This window comes from Neorhizobium descurainiae, from assembly GCF_051400715.1.
GTDB lineage: Bacteria > Pseudomonadota > Alphaproteobacteria > Rhizobiales > Rhizobiaceae > Neorhizobium.
The window spans coordinates 53,808-68,919 of sequence record NZ_JBLFFK010000014.1; the positions used below are offsets into that span (position 1 = coordinate 53,808).

Sequence of the window (15,112 nt, forward strand, 5' to 3'; positions counted from 1 at the left end):
CGCGTCAACGGACTATCATTATCTGAGAGGAGGAAAAAGCTTCCGCTCCACAAAGGATTGTGTCGACAACTCTACCGGAAGTGGCATGATGGCTGTCCTACAATGGAAGGTAATCAATTAAACCGCAAACAGAGGGTCAATCACAACAGCCGAGGAAACGATGCGTACGAGTTGCATTTTTATGAGGACCCGTATTGTCGGGAGATTCCGGCGCGCGTAACAGGAGTTGGAAATGGCGCGATCTTGCTCGATCGCACTGTCTTCTTTCCGGAAATCCCTCAATCTGCCGGGCGACCGGGGAACATTGCGGCATGGGGGCCGCGAATACCTGGTGAAAGCCGCCAAATGGGCTGAGCCGAACCGATCGCAAGTCATCCATATTGTGGCCGGCGACACCGGATCGTTCAAAATCGGCGACGACGTCATGGCGAGCATCGACTGGGAACTACGCTACTTGAGGATGCGCGCGCATACGGCGTTCATCTGGTGGCATCCGTCCTGCCATACCCAATTGTCGGCGGGGTCCTTCACGATGGGTATGGGCATAAGGATTTTTCGATCCTCAAGAGCGGCATGCAGCGGCATGACATTGAAAGCTTTGTCGCCTTTTTGGTCGGCCGCGCCCTTCCGGTCCGGGAGACTTGGGATACGCGCCACGCTCTGGAAAGACGGCGACAATTGCGCGTTGTCGGGCCGGGAACGGACGATCGGTCAGATCGCGTGCGTGCCATCGAGATTGGCTATCTCGAGCCGCAGCCTTGCGACGGCCTCCACGTCCGGAATACGTCTGAAGTTGGCTGCCTCGAAGTGACCTCCATCGAAAGGATCGGTGGCCCGCGTTGGCGGGTCTGGCTTCGGTTGCAGGATGCGAACGTTGTGTCCGACGCGAAGATCTGCGCTAGTGCCTGAGCCCGCGCCGCCCGGTCTGCAAGCCTGCAAAGCGATCCTCGTTCACTTCGGCAAAGAGGCGCGGGGCGGAACCGACTCAACCGTTCTGAGGCAAGGCGTCGGGACGTTGCCCACAACCACGCCATGACGAATGCCCAGAAGCTCAAATTTCCTCCGACCAAGCGACAGGTTCGCGGATTCTGCCAGTTCTTAGGCATTCGTGAAGAGGCCACGAAATCGGCCTTCGGTTCCATCCGCCGATGTCGACTCCTCGCCCCTCGAGAATCCGTGGCGCCTGCACATGGATGTCTCACTTGCCCGCAGTCTTGGTTTCCAGCCCGTAGTGCGGACCGTCTATCAGGCCGTGCAGGAAAAGCTGAAATGATACGCGCCACTTCGGCCATCTGCTCCACTCGCAACGTCTGGATGAAGTTGGGGCGCAGGAAATAGATCGCCTTGGCGCCTGCAACATCACGATGAATGGCGGCGCCTTCGGCCGTCGCAGCGATCAGGATGTGGTGGCCGAGGCGGCCTTCCTCGCGGCTCGGCACCGCCGGCGGCCGGTCAAGCTGATCTGGTCGCGCGAGGAGGACATCGGCCGTGGCCTGTTCCGCGGTCACGCCGCCGCGCGGCTGCGCGCTGCCCGTGGGCCGGACGGGCTGCCCGTCGCCTACGACGCGCTTGTCGCGGCGCAATCGACCATCCGGTCGGTCGCCGGTCGTAACCTGTCCTTCACGCCAAGCCCCGACGGCGATCCTCCGTCGGTCGAGGGCCAGCCGGTGCTGTCGTCAGTGGACTCCCCTGTGCTGTCAATGCCGCCCCATCAGGTCTATCGGATCAGACGCCGGCGTCCCATTCCCTAGTTCATGCATTCATTGGTCCCGGCCGCCCAAGTGTGCTCGACCTGCGCGAGAGCATTCACGTGGCCAAAGACGGCGTTCCGGCGGATCCAGGATCGTCGCCGGCGGCCGTCAACGTAACCCGTGTCGCGCCACGCGCTCTCCGCTTCGCCGCGGCCGAGCATTCTGGCGGCGACCTTGCCGATTTGAGGACAAGGCGATCACCCCCAGCAACCGAACCACAGTGGATCGAAGCGGTTCTGATCATCCGGCGATTTCGGAGCAATACCCGGCGGGGAAGCTGGCCTCGCATTCAGCGATATCGCGTCCGCGCCACCGCGCCCATCCTGGCCGACGAGGCGACCAGATCGAGGTTAGTTCCGTGATTGGGGAGGCGAATCTATGGGAGGAGTATAATAAGGTGCGCGCTTTTTGGTGAAAAAACCGCTATAAACCGCACGCGCTGTCGGCGATTAAAACGACCGTTGAGATTGCATTGCAACGTGTTTCCCTCCCGATCGAGACAGCAGTCGTTCATTGAGCCAAAGGACAAGCCCTACCCGGCTCGCTCTGCTCGCTCAAAAGGCTCTCTGAACGCCGTGCAACCTCTTTATGATGTGCTGCGCAGAGCGGATAGTGACAACGGGAGGGCCTGGCCCTCTTCATGAGGTCGAACATAAAAAATTTCGAAACAAATCGCCTGGCCTGCACGCCCACCGAATGTTGCAACAAACGCCATCACGATCGCCACGAGGCGTCCACTTGAAGAGCGCCTCGCCTGTCAGCTCTGGCATTTCCAAGGCCGCTCTTCGGAGAACGGCTGCGATGTGAAGGCGCTGAAGAGCGAAGGCTGTCATCGGCAACCGCGCCGCCTTGAGATCATCTTGTCGCTGAAATCGGTTGCCAGGCTAATGGACCCAATCTGCAATCGATATGGAGCGATCCCCAAAGGGCACGGTCTGCTTTTCGCTCTTATTATAGACCATGGTTGCCGAACGTCTCTCCCTCACCAGAGAGAGCCAGGTTTTTGTGGAGCGGAGCAGCCGTGCTGGGGATAGTCGAGTAGCACACTGCGAGGTCTGCGCGAGCGCGTCATACTGTTCTCGGGTTTGCCGAGGCAGGGGTATTCCGGTTCTCAGGCATTCGCCGTCCGGTGGACGACCGCCAACAGTGCCATAGTCTCCTCCTCGCCGCTGCGCTCCAAGCTCAAAGCACCCCTTGATCCGCCCGTCACGCCATTGCATTCGAATGCGGATTCAGACAGGCGATCAGCTGACTTTCGGCCACCCTGGGGGGTACCGCCTCGGTCGAGAGCCCCACAACGGACAGATGGCTTGTATCGGGAAGCTCTATGAGGCAATACCGCCGCCACCGTGATCCGATTGAAACACAAGATGCCTAGCATCAATTCCGACTCGGATCTTATGAAATCCGCATGGAGTGCAACCTATGGATAAACTCTGGAAAGTCAGCCGTGGACCGATCGCGGCAACGGAACTGGACGTGAAGAAGTCTGAAGCGATAAACGCAATGCTGATTCATCCAATCGGGGTTCTCCCTTCCAAGGTGGGTGATCCCATCCGCCCCTTCGCTCTTGGCCTTTTCCAGGAGATCAGATCGCTGCTAAATTCGGAATGCGGCGTGACTGCGCTGCGTCGAGCAACCGGAGCTTATGTTCGTTCAAAGCGTTATTATTTCGCCAGCGCGCAGCCCGATTCCATGCGTCACGATATTCATGGCAACCCTGTTGAGCCGTTGACGACAGAGGATCGTTCCGCCGCGCAGCAACGTTTCCTGAGTTTAAAGCAGGACCGGACGGAGGACATTTCCACGCAGGCGGCCACTCCTTCTGCTTCTCCGCAAGCAACCAGGACGGAGCAAATCCGGGCGGCCCTTCTCGGGCGACGAGCTGATCGGCGGTGATCGCCAAACGGACCGAAACCGGAGCCTATGGGCAGTATCTTGCGCAATTGGCGTTGGACCTTATTTCGGAAAAGTACTCACTTTGCGCCTCGTCAGTCACAGGTGTCGTGCGCAATTCCGTCGAACGGGCGCCAAACCTTGTCAGCTGACAAGGTTTCTTCGGATGTAGTTCCCGGGTGGCCTCGCTAGCTCGCCTGTCGGTCTAAGGTCCCATTGGCTCGTAGGAGCGCCATGAGCATCGGGCCAATGGCGAACTCGCCTCTTTCACTGCGCCTCGTGAGATCCCGCAAATACCCTCCAGGAGAATTGATATGGGCGCCTCGCTCGAGAACACAGGCGATAACGGTTGCGGCATTTTCCGGACCCATGATCTCGCAGGCATCGCGATACGCAGCGGCGCTCACATCCAAGGTCGTATGCGCGACAACGGCAGCTGACATCAGATCCCGCCAATTCGATACGGTGCCGCCAGGTCCATAGTACGCAATGGTGGGGCACGCCCTCAGCACCAGGCTCAACGGGAAAGACCTTACCGCCGCTCCAGCCGCGGCCTTTGCCGTCCCACGACGCAGCATGGGGTTGCTTGCGCATTCCTTCGGAACGAGTTCTTCGCAAACGTCTGATGGGTACGCATCTGTAATATCCGGACCGGTTTCGAAGCTCGGTTCAGATTCAAGATGGGAGTCAGATTGTGAATTCTGTATGTGCCGCTCAGTTTGATAGGCATTGCCGCTTACATTTTTCTCTTTTTCAAGAATGTTCAACTGCTTAAGCGCGTTCGCGTAGATATAGCTCAACTTGTCCAGGGCCCACTCCAGTTGGGGCCGGGTTGGCCGCCGCGGGAAGTCGCGCAGCATGCTGATAAACGCGACCTGCATTTCTTCCCAGTCACCCTGAAGCCGCTCCTCCAAGGCAGACTGGATCAACTTGCTGATATCCCGGCGGAGGAGCGACAGTTTTTCTTTCAGCCGCAAGAACGCCGATCGTTCGGCATCGACTTCCCGTGCAAGGGCGTCGATCTCTGATGCCCGGACAGCCAAAGGTCGCAGGGAAAACCCATAGGCGGCATCGATCGCGCCCGAACGATTTCGGCGAACATACCGCTTTCCATTGGGGCTGTCGCGACGGATCAGGAGACCCGCCGCAATGAGCACCGTCAGGTGGCGGCGAATGGTTTGTTCGGCCATTCCGTGGGTTCTGAGCGATAGCTGCGCGTTCGAAGGGAAGACGACAAGTGCCTCAGACGGGTCAAGTTCGTTTTGGGGATAAAAGCTCAAGAGCGCATTTAAGACCGCGAGAGCACGATCAGTCACTCCCAGCTTGTCCTTAGCATGACATAAGCTGCGAAACAGCTTCCACTTATCGACCGGCGCCTCCAGCGTTGCTTGCTCAACCCTCATTTGGGTTGCAAGCAGCGCAAGCGACATCGACCGCCGCCCGAAGGGCGTCGTTCCTATATTCGGGTCCATCTTCGCCTCTATGCTTCAGGCAAAACGAAAACGGTCACCGATACGGCGCGAAATCATTGACAACTGATTCGGGGAGAGCTATTGCTATCTTCGCTACAAGAATACCAAAGGCTCTCGAATGGTTCGCCGTTAGGGGGCCTTTTCTTTTGCCAGTTGCTACCTTTCTTTCCGATTAGGATCTCATTTCCATACTCAAACAGTGTGATGCGCGGCCGGGCGGCTGGCTTACTCGCTTGAGTCCCGCGCCTCGAACCGGTCGATCAAATCTGGCATCTGATCCTGGAGGAACGCCGCGAACGCCGCGCCCCGTTTACCTTCCAGCGTCATACGCAGCTCCTTGGACGAGATACGAAGCTTTCCCAAGGGGTCTCCGCTCTTGGCAATGAGCTCAAGGTCGTTTGATTGCGATGGCGGCTTCTTCGTCGTCAGCGCCGAGAAGATGTGCTGAAACCGCTCGTTGGAATCCCCCCGCACCTTGTCAGCTGACAAGGTCTTGCGCGCAGCGTCGATGGCGGCGTCATTAGCCAGAAGCTTGGCGAGCTCACCCCACCGTGGCCGGCCGATTTTGGGCGCGCGACCGATCGCTTCGATCAGATCCAATGGAACCGACCGGTACACAGACCGCATGCGGGTAAGCTCTGGATCGTCGATTGCAAGCGCGGCCTTGATATCTCGCGGTTTGATGCCTGCCTGTTCCATGCGCGAGGCGAAAAGTGCACGCTCGATCCAACTCAGATCCTGCCGACTTGCATTCTCGATGCCTTGGGAGACGGCGAGATCGTGGTCGGACATCTCAATGACGAGCGCTTTGACCTTTCGCCCGAGTTCTCGCGCTGCCCGAAGCCGCCGATGGCCATAGACGACCTCATAGCGGCCTGCCTTCGTAGGATGCGACCGCACCTGAATGGGAACTCTTTGGCCTTCGGCTTCCAGGTTTTGCTTGAAAAGTAGGAAATCTGTGTCGCCGTCATCAGGGAGGCGGTCGGGGAAAGGCGAGGGGTCTATTACGGCTGTGTCAAGCTCCACGGATCCGGCAGCTCCTGCATCCAGCAATGCCTGAAGCCGATCCCGCTCGTTGCGGATGTCGCTGATTGCCCGATGCGTGACGCTTATCACCCCCGCACCCACGCGCGCCGGCGCCGGGACGGGGGCGGCGTGTTCGGTGGGGGAGGGGGATCCCGCCCTGATATCGGCAGCTAAGGCTTGAAAGCTTGCGGTGATGGAAGACCGCTTGGGAGGCTTTGTCATGTTCTCCCCCAACTCTTCTTGATCAAGTCTACGATCGCTTCGTTCGCGCTGTCCAAGGCTTCCCGCGCGCGACGATGTGTGTCACGACCGATCTGCCCCATCTCCAGCTCGTAAAGGCTGCGTTTGGCGAGGCCGGCAGCTTCGATTGCCGTGCTTTCGATCGCTGTCGGCACGAATACATCCTCGCCAAAAAGGTGGCGAAGCATGGCGACGACCTGCGACTGCGGCTGATCGTTTGGATTATGGCGGGTCACCAGATACTTGAAGAAGTCCTGATGGAGCGTCGCCCCACTCTCATTCAGCACCTGCATCAGATCGCCCATCATCAGAAGAAACTGACTCATCGACGCAACGTCGAGCATCGCGGGATGGACGGTGATGATCATGCCGGTCGATGCGTAGATCGCGCCGAGAGTGAGGAAACCGAGCGAAGGGGGTGTATCCAGAATGACGACGTCATAATCAGAGTCCACCTCCGCCAGGGCAAGACGCAGGCGCTCGAAGAAGATCCCGCCCGATGATCCTGCTCGCTGTGCAAGAACGCGAGGGGTCTCATGCTCATACTCCATGACTTCGAGATTGCCGGGAATGAGATCGATGCCATCGAAATAGGTCTTGCGGATGATATCCCGCATGGGACGGCGTTCGTCGTCACCGTATCGGAGCGCGGCATAAATTGTCTCGTTCGCGTGAACGTCGACTTCCGGCTGCGCGCCGAACATGGCCGAAAGGGATGCCTGGGGGTCGAGATCAATTGCAAGCACGCGGAAGCCATGCAATGCGAGATATTGCGCCAAATGTACGCTCGTTGTGGTCTTGGCGCTTCCACCCTTGAAGTTGGCGATTGCCAAGACCTGCAAATGCTCGCCCGGCCGCCGATGGGGCAGGAACCGGAGGGCTTCTGCAGGCTTTTGCTCAGCCATCAAGACCCGCAATTCGTTGATTTGGGTAAGCGTATAGGCTCGGTGATTGTTCTCGAGCCGGCTGGGCACGGGACCCCGACCTTCATTGGACAGCAACTTGAGCGTCGAATCTGGTATCGACGTGAGCTTTGAAACTTCATTCGTCAGGAAATGCCGCAGGCCTTTCTGGGCTTTCGGCGGATACATCCGGGCTCGAAGCGTTTGCAACTGCGCCGATAACAGGTCGGCATGTCGGACGATCTTGCTTGCCGCATCCTCGAAACCGGTCGGTTCGTCTTGTTGCTGATTCCTTAGCGCCATCTTTCCCTCTTGGCGGCCAACCACCGTTTTATCGGCCAACTTCCGCCAACAATGGCCATGATTCCATTTCGGCGTCCAGAGAAATAAGGTTAGCGAGCCGTTAAAAAATTGGCATTCCACCGTTGCATGCCGCGCGGGAAAATTCGAAAATGTGTTTTTTGCCAATGAGTTGCGCGAAAGCATACTGTTTCCAATTGGAAAAGGGCCTCCGCATAATTTCGACTTGCAGTTCTAATTTCTGATCCCGTCTCATCGATAGATGCGTCGCAAAGGGGCAGAATCAGGGTGTAAAGGGACACTGAGTCGTCTTCCGCTTCAGTAAGCAGCAGGAAAGTTCCATTGCGGACGCGGTACGCGATGCCATGCCCATTTTGCATGAAAGTTCAGCCGTTCGCCGCCGGTCATAGGTCATCAGTCTGGCTGTGTGGCCTGATCTTCCTTCAGCATCGTTGTAATAGCTGGCAACTGGGTCATCGACTTGTGCAGCAATTGTTGTATTATCTCCGACAAAGGCATTCCACGATTTGCTGATTCCGCTCCAAAGCAGATCGGGACCCATGGGCGGAGACAGTTGTCTCATCAGGCCCCGGTCCGGCGTGCTCGACCCTTGAGACGGATCGCTTGAGATGGCAGGGATTCGTTGTTGGGCTGCGGAGGACGACAACTGGTTTCATTGGTCATTCAGATCCGGCATGGTTAACGCGGCAGTAGCGAAACCAAACACGGAATTCGCTTTCATAATGCGAATCGGCCATAATAACTTCAATGCGTTACGATCTCGCCAAGCTGCTCCTCCAGACGCTGGTTACCCCGGTCACGGCGGCGACCGCGGCGCTCACACGTCTCGATGAGCGCATATCCCGTTCGCCGGTCGGCCAGGGGTGGATCGAGCGGGTGCATTTCGCCGACGCGGCCGCGTCGCTGTGGATCGACGGCGAGCTCGTGCATATCGAGGACCTCGTCCTCTACGAGGCCGGCATGAGCATCCGCGCCCCGAGCCACGAACTCACCATCGCCCACGACGTGCTGCGAACCCGACGCCGGATTCTTGCCCACCCGCGGAGTTGGGCGCTCACTGCCGACGGGCTGCAAAGCTTACGCGGTGGGGGAGGGAGGGGCAGCCTGGCGTCAGGCCCCGCGACGCGTCCGATGGTTTCAGCGCCGGATGCGGAAGAGCCGGTGGAGCTGAAGTCGATCGGGGAGGAGGCTCTCTTCGATCCGTTCGCAAAAGAGCTGGCGGAAATGGATGCGGTGCTTGCCCGCTCCCAAGCGGTGCTATCCGGCGCGCTCCAGCCATCGCCATCGCCTCCGGCTCCACGCGAAAAAAATCCGCTCGTCTACGAGCCGGACTGGGATGAGGGCGAACGTCTTGCCGAATGGCGAATCGTCCTGTCCGAAACCGAAGGACTGCCGCCCCTGCTGCGCGCCGTGCTGCTTCTCGATGCCTGGAATCAGCTGCAGGTGCTGCAGCACGCGCCCTGGCTCGGTCGGCTGCTTGCCGCCTCGCTGTTGCGTGAGGCCGATATCACCGCAGTGCATTTGGCCGCGTTCAATCTCGGCCTCAAAGCCATCCCACGCGAGCGCCGCACCAGCCGCGATCGCAACATCCGACTACTCGCCTTTCTCGATGCGCTGGCCGCAGCTGCAGAAGCCGGACTGAAAGAGCATGATCGGCTGCTCTTGGCAAAGCAGCAGATGCAGCATCGGCTTGCCGGAAAACGCCAGTCATCAAGGCTGCCGCAGTTGATCGAGCTCGTGCTGGCGAAGCCCATGGTCTCGGCCGCCATGATCGCCGAAGTACTGGGGGTCACGCCGCAGGGCGCGCTGAAAATCGTCGGCGAGCTGAACCTGCGCGAGCTGACCGGGAGGGGGAGGTTTCGGGCATGGGGGATAATTTAAGCCGCATTCGATCCCGCTTCTCCTCTCCCAGGGGTCGATAAAGTGAAGCCCCGTCCGGCAGACTCGGACGCCAGGCCGATCTGCTTCGGTAGCCTGATCGGCGATCGACCCGGCCGTGGTCACTGCGTCTTTCCGGAAACGTCGCCCAGAGTTGAAGGGCGGCATCCAGCGGCGCGAGGCTTCATGTTAAGGGCCGGGACGACGCGGCGATTAATCGGACGGGAGCGAGATCGCGCAACCGAACAGATCGGAGTGATGCTTCCGGGAGGAAACACATGAGCAGGACGAGGGATCATGTTCGAATATCTGCGCCCTGTGCATTACGCGGTCGAGAATCTGGATGCCATCGTCGAATATCTGGAGATGGCCTTCGACATAAGGCCGACCGGATCGAGGTCAGCAAGGGCAACCATCCCGCTTGCCAGGCTGTATGTTATGCGGGGATTATCGAGATCCGCTTGACGAGCCACTGGATACGACCTCTTCTCTGGCTAAACACCTGACCAAACCTGGGCCGGGCGTCAATCAAGATATCACGTATCACGGGTGGAGAGGTCGATGACATTTTCGCCTGAACCACTCCGAAATGCGCCGTTCCATTGATATCGAACGATGTGATTTTCATCGCCTGCTCCCCCTCATCTGCAAGGCCGCAAAAAGAGTGGCTCGGTGCAGGCGGTATGACGGGCGGCGCATCGCTGCCGCCAATCAGATTCCTGTCGGCAGCCATTAAACACGTGGCGGGCTTCTTTCAGGCAATCTCGCAGAGTAGTTCGAGGCGGACCCCCGGCAGGTGCGGTGAGGAGCCGGAGCGACAATGCCGCTTCCCTCTGGCAACCCGCCGCTCGTCTTGCCGATGGCGGGAAATTTCAGTTGCGCGCCGGAGGTGCTTTCAGGATGTAACCTCATTGGCTTGACTTGTTTTGCTCTGGCCGGACGTGGATGCGGTTTCCTCAGGCCGCTGGCGGTGGCCAACCAGGCCCAGGGCCACCGTCGAGAGCGCATGAAGACGAACGTCGGCGTCCGGATTTGCAAATGCCGTATCCAGCATGCTGGCGTACCCGTCAAGTCTCGACAATTCCTGATCGAAAACATGGGCATGGAGGGGCTCACCATAATTGGCGTCCGCAAACTCCTGTGCCGCGAGGCCCAGCATGAAATAGCCTACGGCGCGATCCGGATCGACGATCGCGGCCTCCTGTGCGGCCGCAACGGCGGCGTGATAGGCACGCACCGCATTGCCCTTCTGACGGATGATATCGGTGATCTTGGTGAACATGGGACCGGTTTCCTTTGCAGTCTGGCTGGCAGCCTTGGCTGGGTGAAGGGCTTGGTTTGGATTACGCAGGAACTCGTAGAGGACGGAGGCGGCGGTCTTGAAATCGTCGATCTCCATCGCCTCTTGCGGATTGTGCGATCCGTTGCGGTTTCGAATGAAGATCATGCCGGATGGAATGCCGGCTTCGGAAAAGACGGCCGCATCATGGCCGCCTCCTGAGGGGATGAGCGCCGGCTGAATGCCGATCGTTTCCGCAGCCCGGGCAAGTGCTGCGATAAGCGGCTTGCTGCAGAGCGCCGGGCTGGTCCACAGCGCCGTGCCGAGATCGAAGCGGACGCTGCGTTCGCGCTCGATGCGGGCGACATGCTTGAGGACGAGAGCGTGCATGGTTTCCAGCATCTCGCGATCCTGGCTGCGTATGTCGAGGCTGAATTCGACGCTGTCCGGAATACGGGAAAGCGCGTGCTTCTGCTGGTCGGTCGAGACCATGCCGCTGGTGACGACGAGGTCGCGGCCCTTGGCGACGAAATCGTGCCAGGCAGCATCGAGCACATTCAGGAGTTCCGCCATGGCCAGCACCGGGTCGTGTCGGTATGCGAGGGGAACGGCGCCGGAATGGCCGGCCTCTCCGAAGCAGGCTATCTTCTTGTAGCGGAAGTTGCCGCGGATGCCGGACACGACCGCCGCCGGAAGGTTTCGCTCGATCAGCACCGGTCCCTGTTCGATATGCACTTCGAGGTAGGCCTTGACGGCGGCGCGGTTAAGAAGCGGCTTGCCGACGCGAACGGATGCCATGTCGATGCCGACAGCTTCCATATGCTCGTCAAGCGTGCGGCCGTCCTGCTTGTGGCAGGCGGCGAGTTCGGCCCTGGACAAGATGCCGAGCATCGCTTTCGAGCCTATGTAGCAGGGGCCGAACCAGGCGCTCTCTTCGCCACGCATGGCGATGACCTTGACCGGTTCGGCCAGACGTGAGCCTTCGCGCCTTGCCCGGACGAGGCAGAGAAGCCCGGCCAGCACGCCGGCCAGCCCGTCGAAATTGCCGCCGCGCGGCACGCTGTCTGCATGTGAGCCGACGAGGATGTATTGCGCGGCATCGGCATGCTCAGGCAGCGAAAAGACGGCGTTGCGGCCGGTGTCCCATTGCGCGGCGAGACCTTCCGAGCGGGCGAAGTCGGCCAGGAACTGCAGCGTGCCGGTCTCGATCTTCGAGAAGGCGGGGCGGCTGACGCCTTCGACGTCGGCGGTACGCGTGGCGATCTCGGCGAACAGCTTTTCTGCCAGGCTGCCGATATCAAAGCATGCGGGTCTTTCGAGAACGGCGGCATTCATCATACATACTCCGCAAGGGTGATGGCTTCGTCGGCGCCCTTGACCGTGCCGATCAGCCCGCTGACGGAAGAAAGGCCGCGTTCGTCGAGAACTTGGTCCAACTCATGGATGAGGCGCGGCATGGTAGTGGGGCTGATGAAGGTGGCTGTGCCGACCTGCACGGCGCGCGCGCCTGCGATCAGGTATTCGAGCACGTCGTCAATGGTGGCGATGCCGCCGCAGCCGATGACAGGAATGGAGACGGCGCGGGCGCATTGATAGGTCATGCGCAGCGTGATCGGCTTGAGCGCCGGACCGGAAAGCCCGCCCATGATATTGCCGAGCGTCACCCGGCCGGTGCGGCTGTCGATCGCCATGGCAAGCATGGTGTTGGCGCTAACGAGCGCATCGGCGCCCGCCGCTTCCGCTGCCTGCGCGACTTCGACGACCTCGCCTGTGTTGGGCGACAGCTTTGCCCAAAGCGGCAGGTGCGTTGCGGAACGTATCTTTCTGATGACGTCGCCGGTTGCGACCGGCCGCATGGCGAAGGCCTTGCCATCGTCTTCGATATTGGGGCAGGAAATATTGACTTCGATCGCCGCCACGCCTGGCACGCTCACCTCTTCGGCAAAGCGGGCGAATTCATCGGCCGTATTGGCGGAGACGCTGATCACCAGCGGTGCGTCGTAATCGGCGTAAAACGGCACGACGTTGTCGATGAATGCCTGAGCGCCCTTGCTCGGGATTCCGATCGAGTTCAGCATCGCACCATTGATTTCGCAGACGCGGGGTACGGGATTGCCGGCACGCTTGGCGCGCGTGATGGTCTTCGTCACATGAGCGCCGAGGCATTCGAGATCGAAGACCTCGGCAAGCTCCTCTGAGAATGTGCCGGAAGCCGGCATGATCGGGTTCTTGAGCGTCAGTGCGCCGATTTTCGTGGAAAGGTCGGCCATCACAGTACCTCCTGCAGGCCGAAGACAGGACCTTCGCGGCAAACCCGAAGATTTACCGCGCCGCCATCGCGCCGGAAGGGGCGCACGCAGGCCTGGCACATGCCGATGCCGCAGGCCATGTGCTGTTCGAGCGCGACCTGGCCCCCGATGCTGTGGCGGGCCCCGATCGCCTGCAGCATCCGGACGAGCCGCGCGGAACCGCAGGTGAAGAAGGCGTCGATGCCTCGGCTGCGGATCAGGCCTTCGACCAGCGGCGTCAGGTTTTCGACACCGGAATTGCCTTCTGTATCAGTGACGGTGATGACCTCCGCGCCAAAGGAGCGGAAGAGATCGGCCGACATCAGGAGTTCCGGTGAGCGGGCGCTGCAGATGGCCACCGGCCTCTTGCCGAGGCGGGCGTATTCTTGGGCGAGTGGCGCTAGCGTCGCAAGCCCGACGCCGCGGGCGAGCAGCAGCGGCCGCCGCCATTCTGGCCGGATTTGGAAACCTTGCCCGAGTGGTCCGACGACATTCAAGAATTCGCCCGGCCGAAGCTCCGCCATGGCGCCTGTGCCGGTGCCGGCGACCTTATAGAGGAAAGAGAGCTCGCCCTTCGACCGGTCATAGGAATAGATGCTCATAGGCCGACGCAGATAGGGCTGGAAACGGTCCGTCTGCGGGCAGAGAAGATGGAAGAACTGGCCCGGTTCGCAATTGAGGACGCAGGACGGAGCGGCAAGTACGAGCAGTCGGTATTGGCCGTTCACCTGTTCATGGGATTTGATGCGGCACTCCATCTCGTGGATCGAGACGTGCCTTGAAACGTCGGAAGAGGCTGAATCGGGAATGACGCAAAGGTTTATGGGCATGACAGTTTCCGGAATCGAAAAAAGAATGCCTTTCGGCGGTTCTGGCCGCCGGGCGAAGGCATGTCTGTTGGGAATGGACGACGTGGATCCCCGGGGCAAGCCCGGGTCGTCGCGCGCGGCCGGTCGCTAAGATCAGCGTCGGGCGAAATGGCGGTCGGACGTCATAGGGTGCTCCCTGCGTTCAAAAACAAAGCCTATTTTGAAAATGCGAGGACTGTCAAGACGATTCTCAAAAATGAGATTTTTCGCATGGTAATTATCTTCGTTGCGAATTGTCCATTTTTTGTATAGAGAGTCGAAGATTTAACAACAACGTGACGAGAGGAATCGCCTTGGACATCGTGAGTTCCACCGAGGATGTCGGGCGTCGCCTTCGCGCCTTTCGCATGGGAGCAGGGCTGACGCCGGAGGAGCTTGCCGTCAGGGCCGGCGTCTCCCGCGCAGCCATCTATCGCTACGAGTCCGGCAAGCCGCCCAAAGTCGATACGCTTGGCAAGATCGCCGACCTGCTCGGGGTTTCACTCCCGACATTGCTCGGTGTCGGAGTGGAATACATTGCCTCGGCGATCAGCTTCTTCGAACGCATGCGGCAGATGGAAGAGGATGTGGACCAGATCACCGTCATGTTCGGCCCCGTCTCCTATCTGTTGACCACCGACCGCTACGACGAGCTTTTGCCGAAAGTGCTGGACGAGAGCATTCCACAGGATGTGGGCGACAGGGCAGCCGCAATCCGCGAGATCGGCGCCCTGATGGAGATCCTCAAGACCCGCAAGGAAACCTTCCGCCGCCGCCGCCCGAATATCGTCAGCCTGGTATCGGCTGCCGAGCTGGAGGAGTTCGGCCGCGTCGGCTTCATCGGCGCTTACAATCCGCCAGGCGTCAAGTTGTCCGAGCGCCAGGCGGCGGCCCGCGATGAGATCGCCAATATCGTCCGCATGCTGCGCGAACAGCCGATCGGCGTGCAGATCGGCGTCGTGATCGATTCCATGCCGGGCGCAAGCTTCCAAATCTTCAAGCGGGCAGACAAGGCGCAGGTGGCCGTCAGTCCTTTCCGGCTTGGCTCCTTCGCCAATATCCGCGTCGGTGTTGCGACCATCACGGCGGCGGCTGAGGCGGTGGATCTCTATGGAGGCATGACCGATCAGCTATGGCGGCGCAGCCTGAAGGGCGATCAGGCGGCTGACTTCATCGAGACGAACGTTTTGAACAGACAGGCCGCTGCGTGA

General features: G+C 59.9%; 13 protein-coding genes. 7 read left to right on the top strand and 6 right to left on the bottom strand.

From position 1 onward, the window contains the following. Window positions 1-232: 232 nt before the first annotated feature. The 4 genes from ACMGE0_RS21745 (at window position 233) to ACMGE0_RS21760 (ending at window position 3,650) form a co-directional block, all read left to right on the top strand. Entirely contained in the window at window positions 233-811 is a 579-nt protein-coding gene (locus tag ACMGE0_RS21745) for an alanyl-tRNA editing protein (protein WP_436818084.1), read from the top strand. Further along, on the top strand, window positions 721-909 hold the full coding sequence (locus tag ACMGE0_RS21750; protein WP_436818077.1) for an alanyl-tRNA editing protein: 189 nt from the start codon (window positions 721-723) through the stop codon (window positions 907-909). The genes ACMGE0_RS21745 and ACMGE0_RS21750 overlap by 91 nt, the downstream gene beginning before the upstream one ends. Window positions 910-1,364: 455 nt before the next feature. Further along, window positions 1,365-1,751 (top strand): molybdopterin cofactor-binding domain-containing protein, encoded by a 387-nt coding sequence (locus ACMGE0_RS21755; protein WP_436817973.1) that lies wholly within the window; start codon window positions 1,365-1,367, stop codon window positions 1,749-1,751. A gap of 1,425 nt (window positions 1,752-3,176) precedes the next feature. After that, window positions 3,177-3,650, top strand: coding sequence for a ProQ/FINO family protein (locus tag ACMGE0_RS21760; protein WP_436817974.1), 474 nt, complete (start codon window positions 3,177-3,179; stop codon window positions 3,648-3,650). 185 nt (window positions 3,651-3,835) lie between these two features. Here the strand turns inward: ACMGE0_RS21760 and repC are convergent, their stop codons facing one another. The 3 genes from repC to repA all read right to left on the bottom strand — a co-directional run bounded on the left by repC (window position 3,836) and on the right by repA (window position 7,590). Then, entirely contained in the window at window positions 3,836-5,119 is a 1,284-nt protein-coding gene (repC, locus tag ACMGE0_RS21765) for a plasmid replication protein RepC (protein ID WP_436817975.1), read from the bottom strand. Window positions 5,120-5,344: 225 nt separating this feature from the next. Next, a complete protein-coding gene (repB, locus tag ACMGE0_RS21770; protein ID WP_436817976.1) occupies window positions 5,345-6,367 on the bottom strand; it encodes a plasmid partitioning protein RepB in 1,023 nt (340 codons plus the stop codon). Beyond that, a complete protein-coding gene (gene repA / locus ACMGE0_RS21775) occupies window positions 6,364-7,590 on the bottom strand; it encodes a plasmid partitioning protein RepA (protein WP_436818078.1) in 1,227 nt (408 codons plus the stop codon). The genes repB and repA overlap by 4 nt, the downstream gene beginning before the upstream one ends. 765 nt (window positions 7,591-8,355) lie before the next feature. On the opposite strand from repA, the gene ACMGE0_RS21780 reads away from it, so the two are divergent. Both ACMGE0_RS21780 and ACMGE0_RS21785 read left to right on the top strand, forming a co-directional pair. Continuing rightward, window positions 8,356-9,489, top strand: a complete 1,134-nt coding sequence (locus tag ACMGE0_RS21780; protein WP_436817977.1) for an RHE_PE00001 family protein — start codon at window positions 8,356-8,358, stop codon at window positions 9,487-9,489. A 294-nt stretch (window positions 9,490-9,783) separates the two neighbouring features. Further along, complete coding sequence (locus ACMGE0_RS21785) at window positions 9,784-9,951, top strand: hypothetical protein (RefSeq protein ID WP_436817978.1); 168 nt, start codon at window positions 9,784-9,786, stop codon at window positions 9,949-9,951. A 430-nt stretch (window positions 9,952-10,381) separates the two neighbouring features. Here the strand turns inward: ACMGE0_RS21785 and ACMGE0_RS21790 are convergent, their stop codons facing one another. Genes ACMGE0_RS21790 through ACMGE0_RS21800 form a run of 3 tightly spaced genes read right to left on the bottom strand, consistent with a single transcriptional unit; the run spans window position 10,382 to window position 13,883 of the window. Continuing rightward, complete coding sequence (locus ACMGE0_RS21790) at window positions 10,382-12,103, bottom strand: hydantoinase/carbamoylase family amidase (RefSeq protein WP_436817979.1); 1,722 nt, start codon at window positions 12,101-12,103, stop codon at window positions 10,382-10,384. Continuing rightward, window positions 12,100-13,035: a dihydroorotate dehydrogenase gene (locus ACMGE0_RS21795; RefSeq protein WP_436817980.1), complete on the bottom strand. Its 936-nt coding sequence runs from the start codon at window positions 13,033-13,035 to the stop codon at window positions 12,100-12,102. The genes ACMGE0_RS21790 and ACMGE0_RS21795 overlap by 4 nt, the downstream gene beginning before the upstream one ends. Further along, window positions 13,035-13,883 (bottom strand): dihydroorotate dehydrogenase electron transfer subunit, encoded by an 849-nt coding sequence (locus ACMGE0_RS21800; protein ID WP_436817981.1) that lies wholly within the window; start codon window positions 13,881-13,883, stop codon window positions 13,035-13,037. The genes ACMGE0_RS21795 and ACMGE0_RS21800 overlap by 1 nt, the downstream gene beginning before the upstream one ends. A gap of 341 nt (window positions 13,884-14,224) precedes the next feature. On the opposite strand from ACMGE0_RS21800, the gene ACMGE0_RS21805 reads away from it, so the two are divergent. Then, window positions 14,225-15,112 (top strand): helix-turn-helix domain-containing protein, encoded by an 888-nt coding sequence (locus ACMGE0_RS21805; protein WP_436818079.1) that lies wholly within the window; start codon window positions 14,225-14,227, stop codon window positions 15,110-15,112.

Bases quoted from the DNA above. Each gene is read 5' to 3' on its own strand.
- ACMGE0_RS21745 (WP_436818084.1), top strand. From the start codon at position 233: ATGGCGCGATCTTGCTCGATCGCACTGTCTTCTTTCCGGAAATCCCTC.
- ACMGE0_RS21755 (WP_436817973.1), top strand. From the start codon at position 1,365: ATGAATGGCGGCGCCTTCGGCCGTCGCAGCGATCAGGATGTGGTGGCC.
- ACMGE0_RS21760 (WP_436817974.1), top strand. From the start codon at position 3,177: ATGGATAAACTCTGGAAAGTCAGCCGTGGACCGATCGCGGCAACGGAA.
- repC (WP_436817975.1), bottom strand. From the start codon at position 5,119: ATGGACCCGAATATAGGAACGACGCCCTTCGGGCGGCGGTCGATGTCG.
- repB (WP_436817976.1), bottom strand. From the start codon at position 6,367: ATGACAAAGCCTCCCAAGCGGTCTTCCATCACCGCAAGCTTTCAAGCC.
- repA (WP_436818078.1), bottom strand. From the start codon at position 7,590: ATGGCGCTAAGGAATCAGCAACAAGACGAACCGACCGGTTTCGAGGAT.
- ACMGE0_RS21780 (WP_436817977.1), top strand. From the start codon at position 8,356: ATGCGTTACGATCTCGCCAAGCTGCTCCTCCAGACGCTGGTTACCCCG.
- ACMGE0_RS21785 (WP_436817978.1), top strand. From the start codon at position 9,784: ATGTTCGAATATCTGCGCCCTGTGCATTACGCGGTCGAGAATCTGGAT.
- ACMGE0_RS21790 (WP_436817979.1), bottom strand. From the start codon at position 12,103: ATGATGAATGCCGCCGTTCTCGAAAGACCCGCATGCTTTGATATCGGC.
- ACMGE0_RS21795 (WP_436817980.1), bottom strand. From the start codon at position 13,035: ATGGCCGACCTTTCCACGAAAATCGGCGCACTGACGCTCAAGAACCCG.
- ACMGE0_RS21800 (WP_436817981.1), bottom strand. From the start codon at position 13,883: ATGCCCATAAACCTTTGCGTCATTCCCGATTCAGCCTCTTCCGACGTT.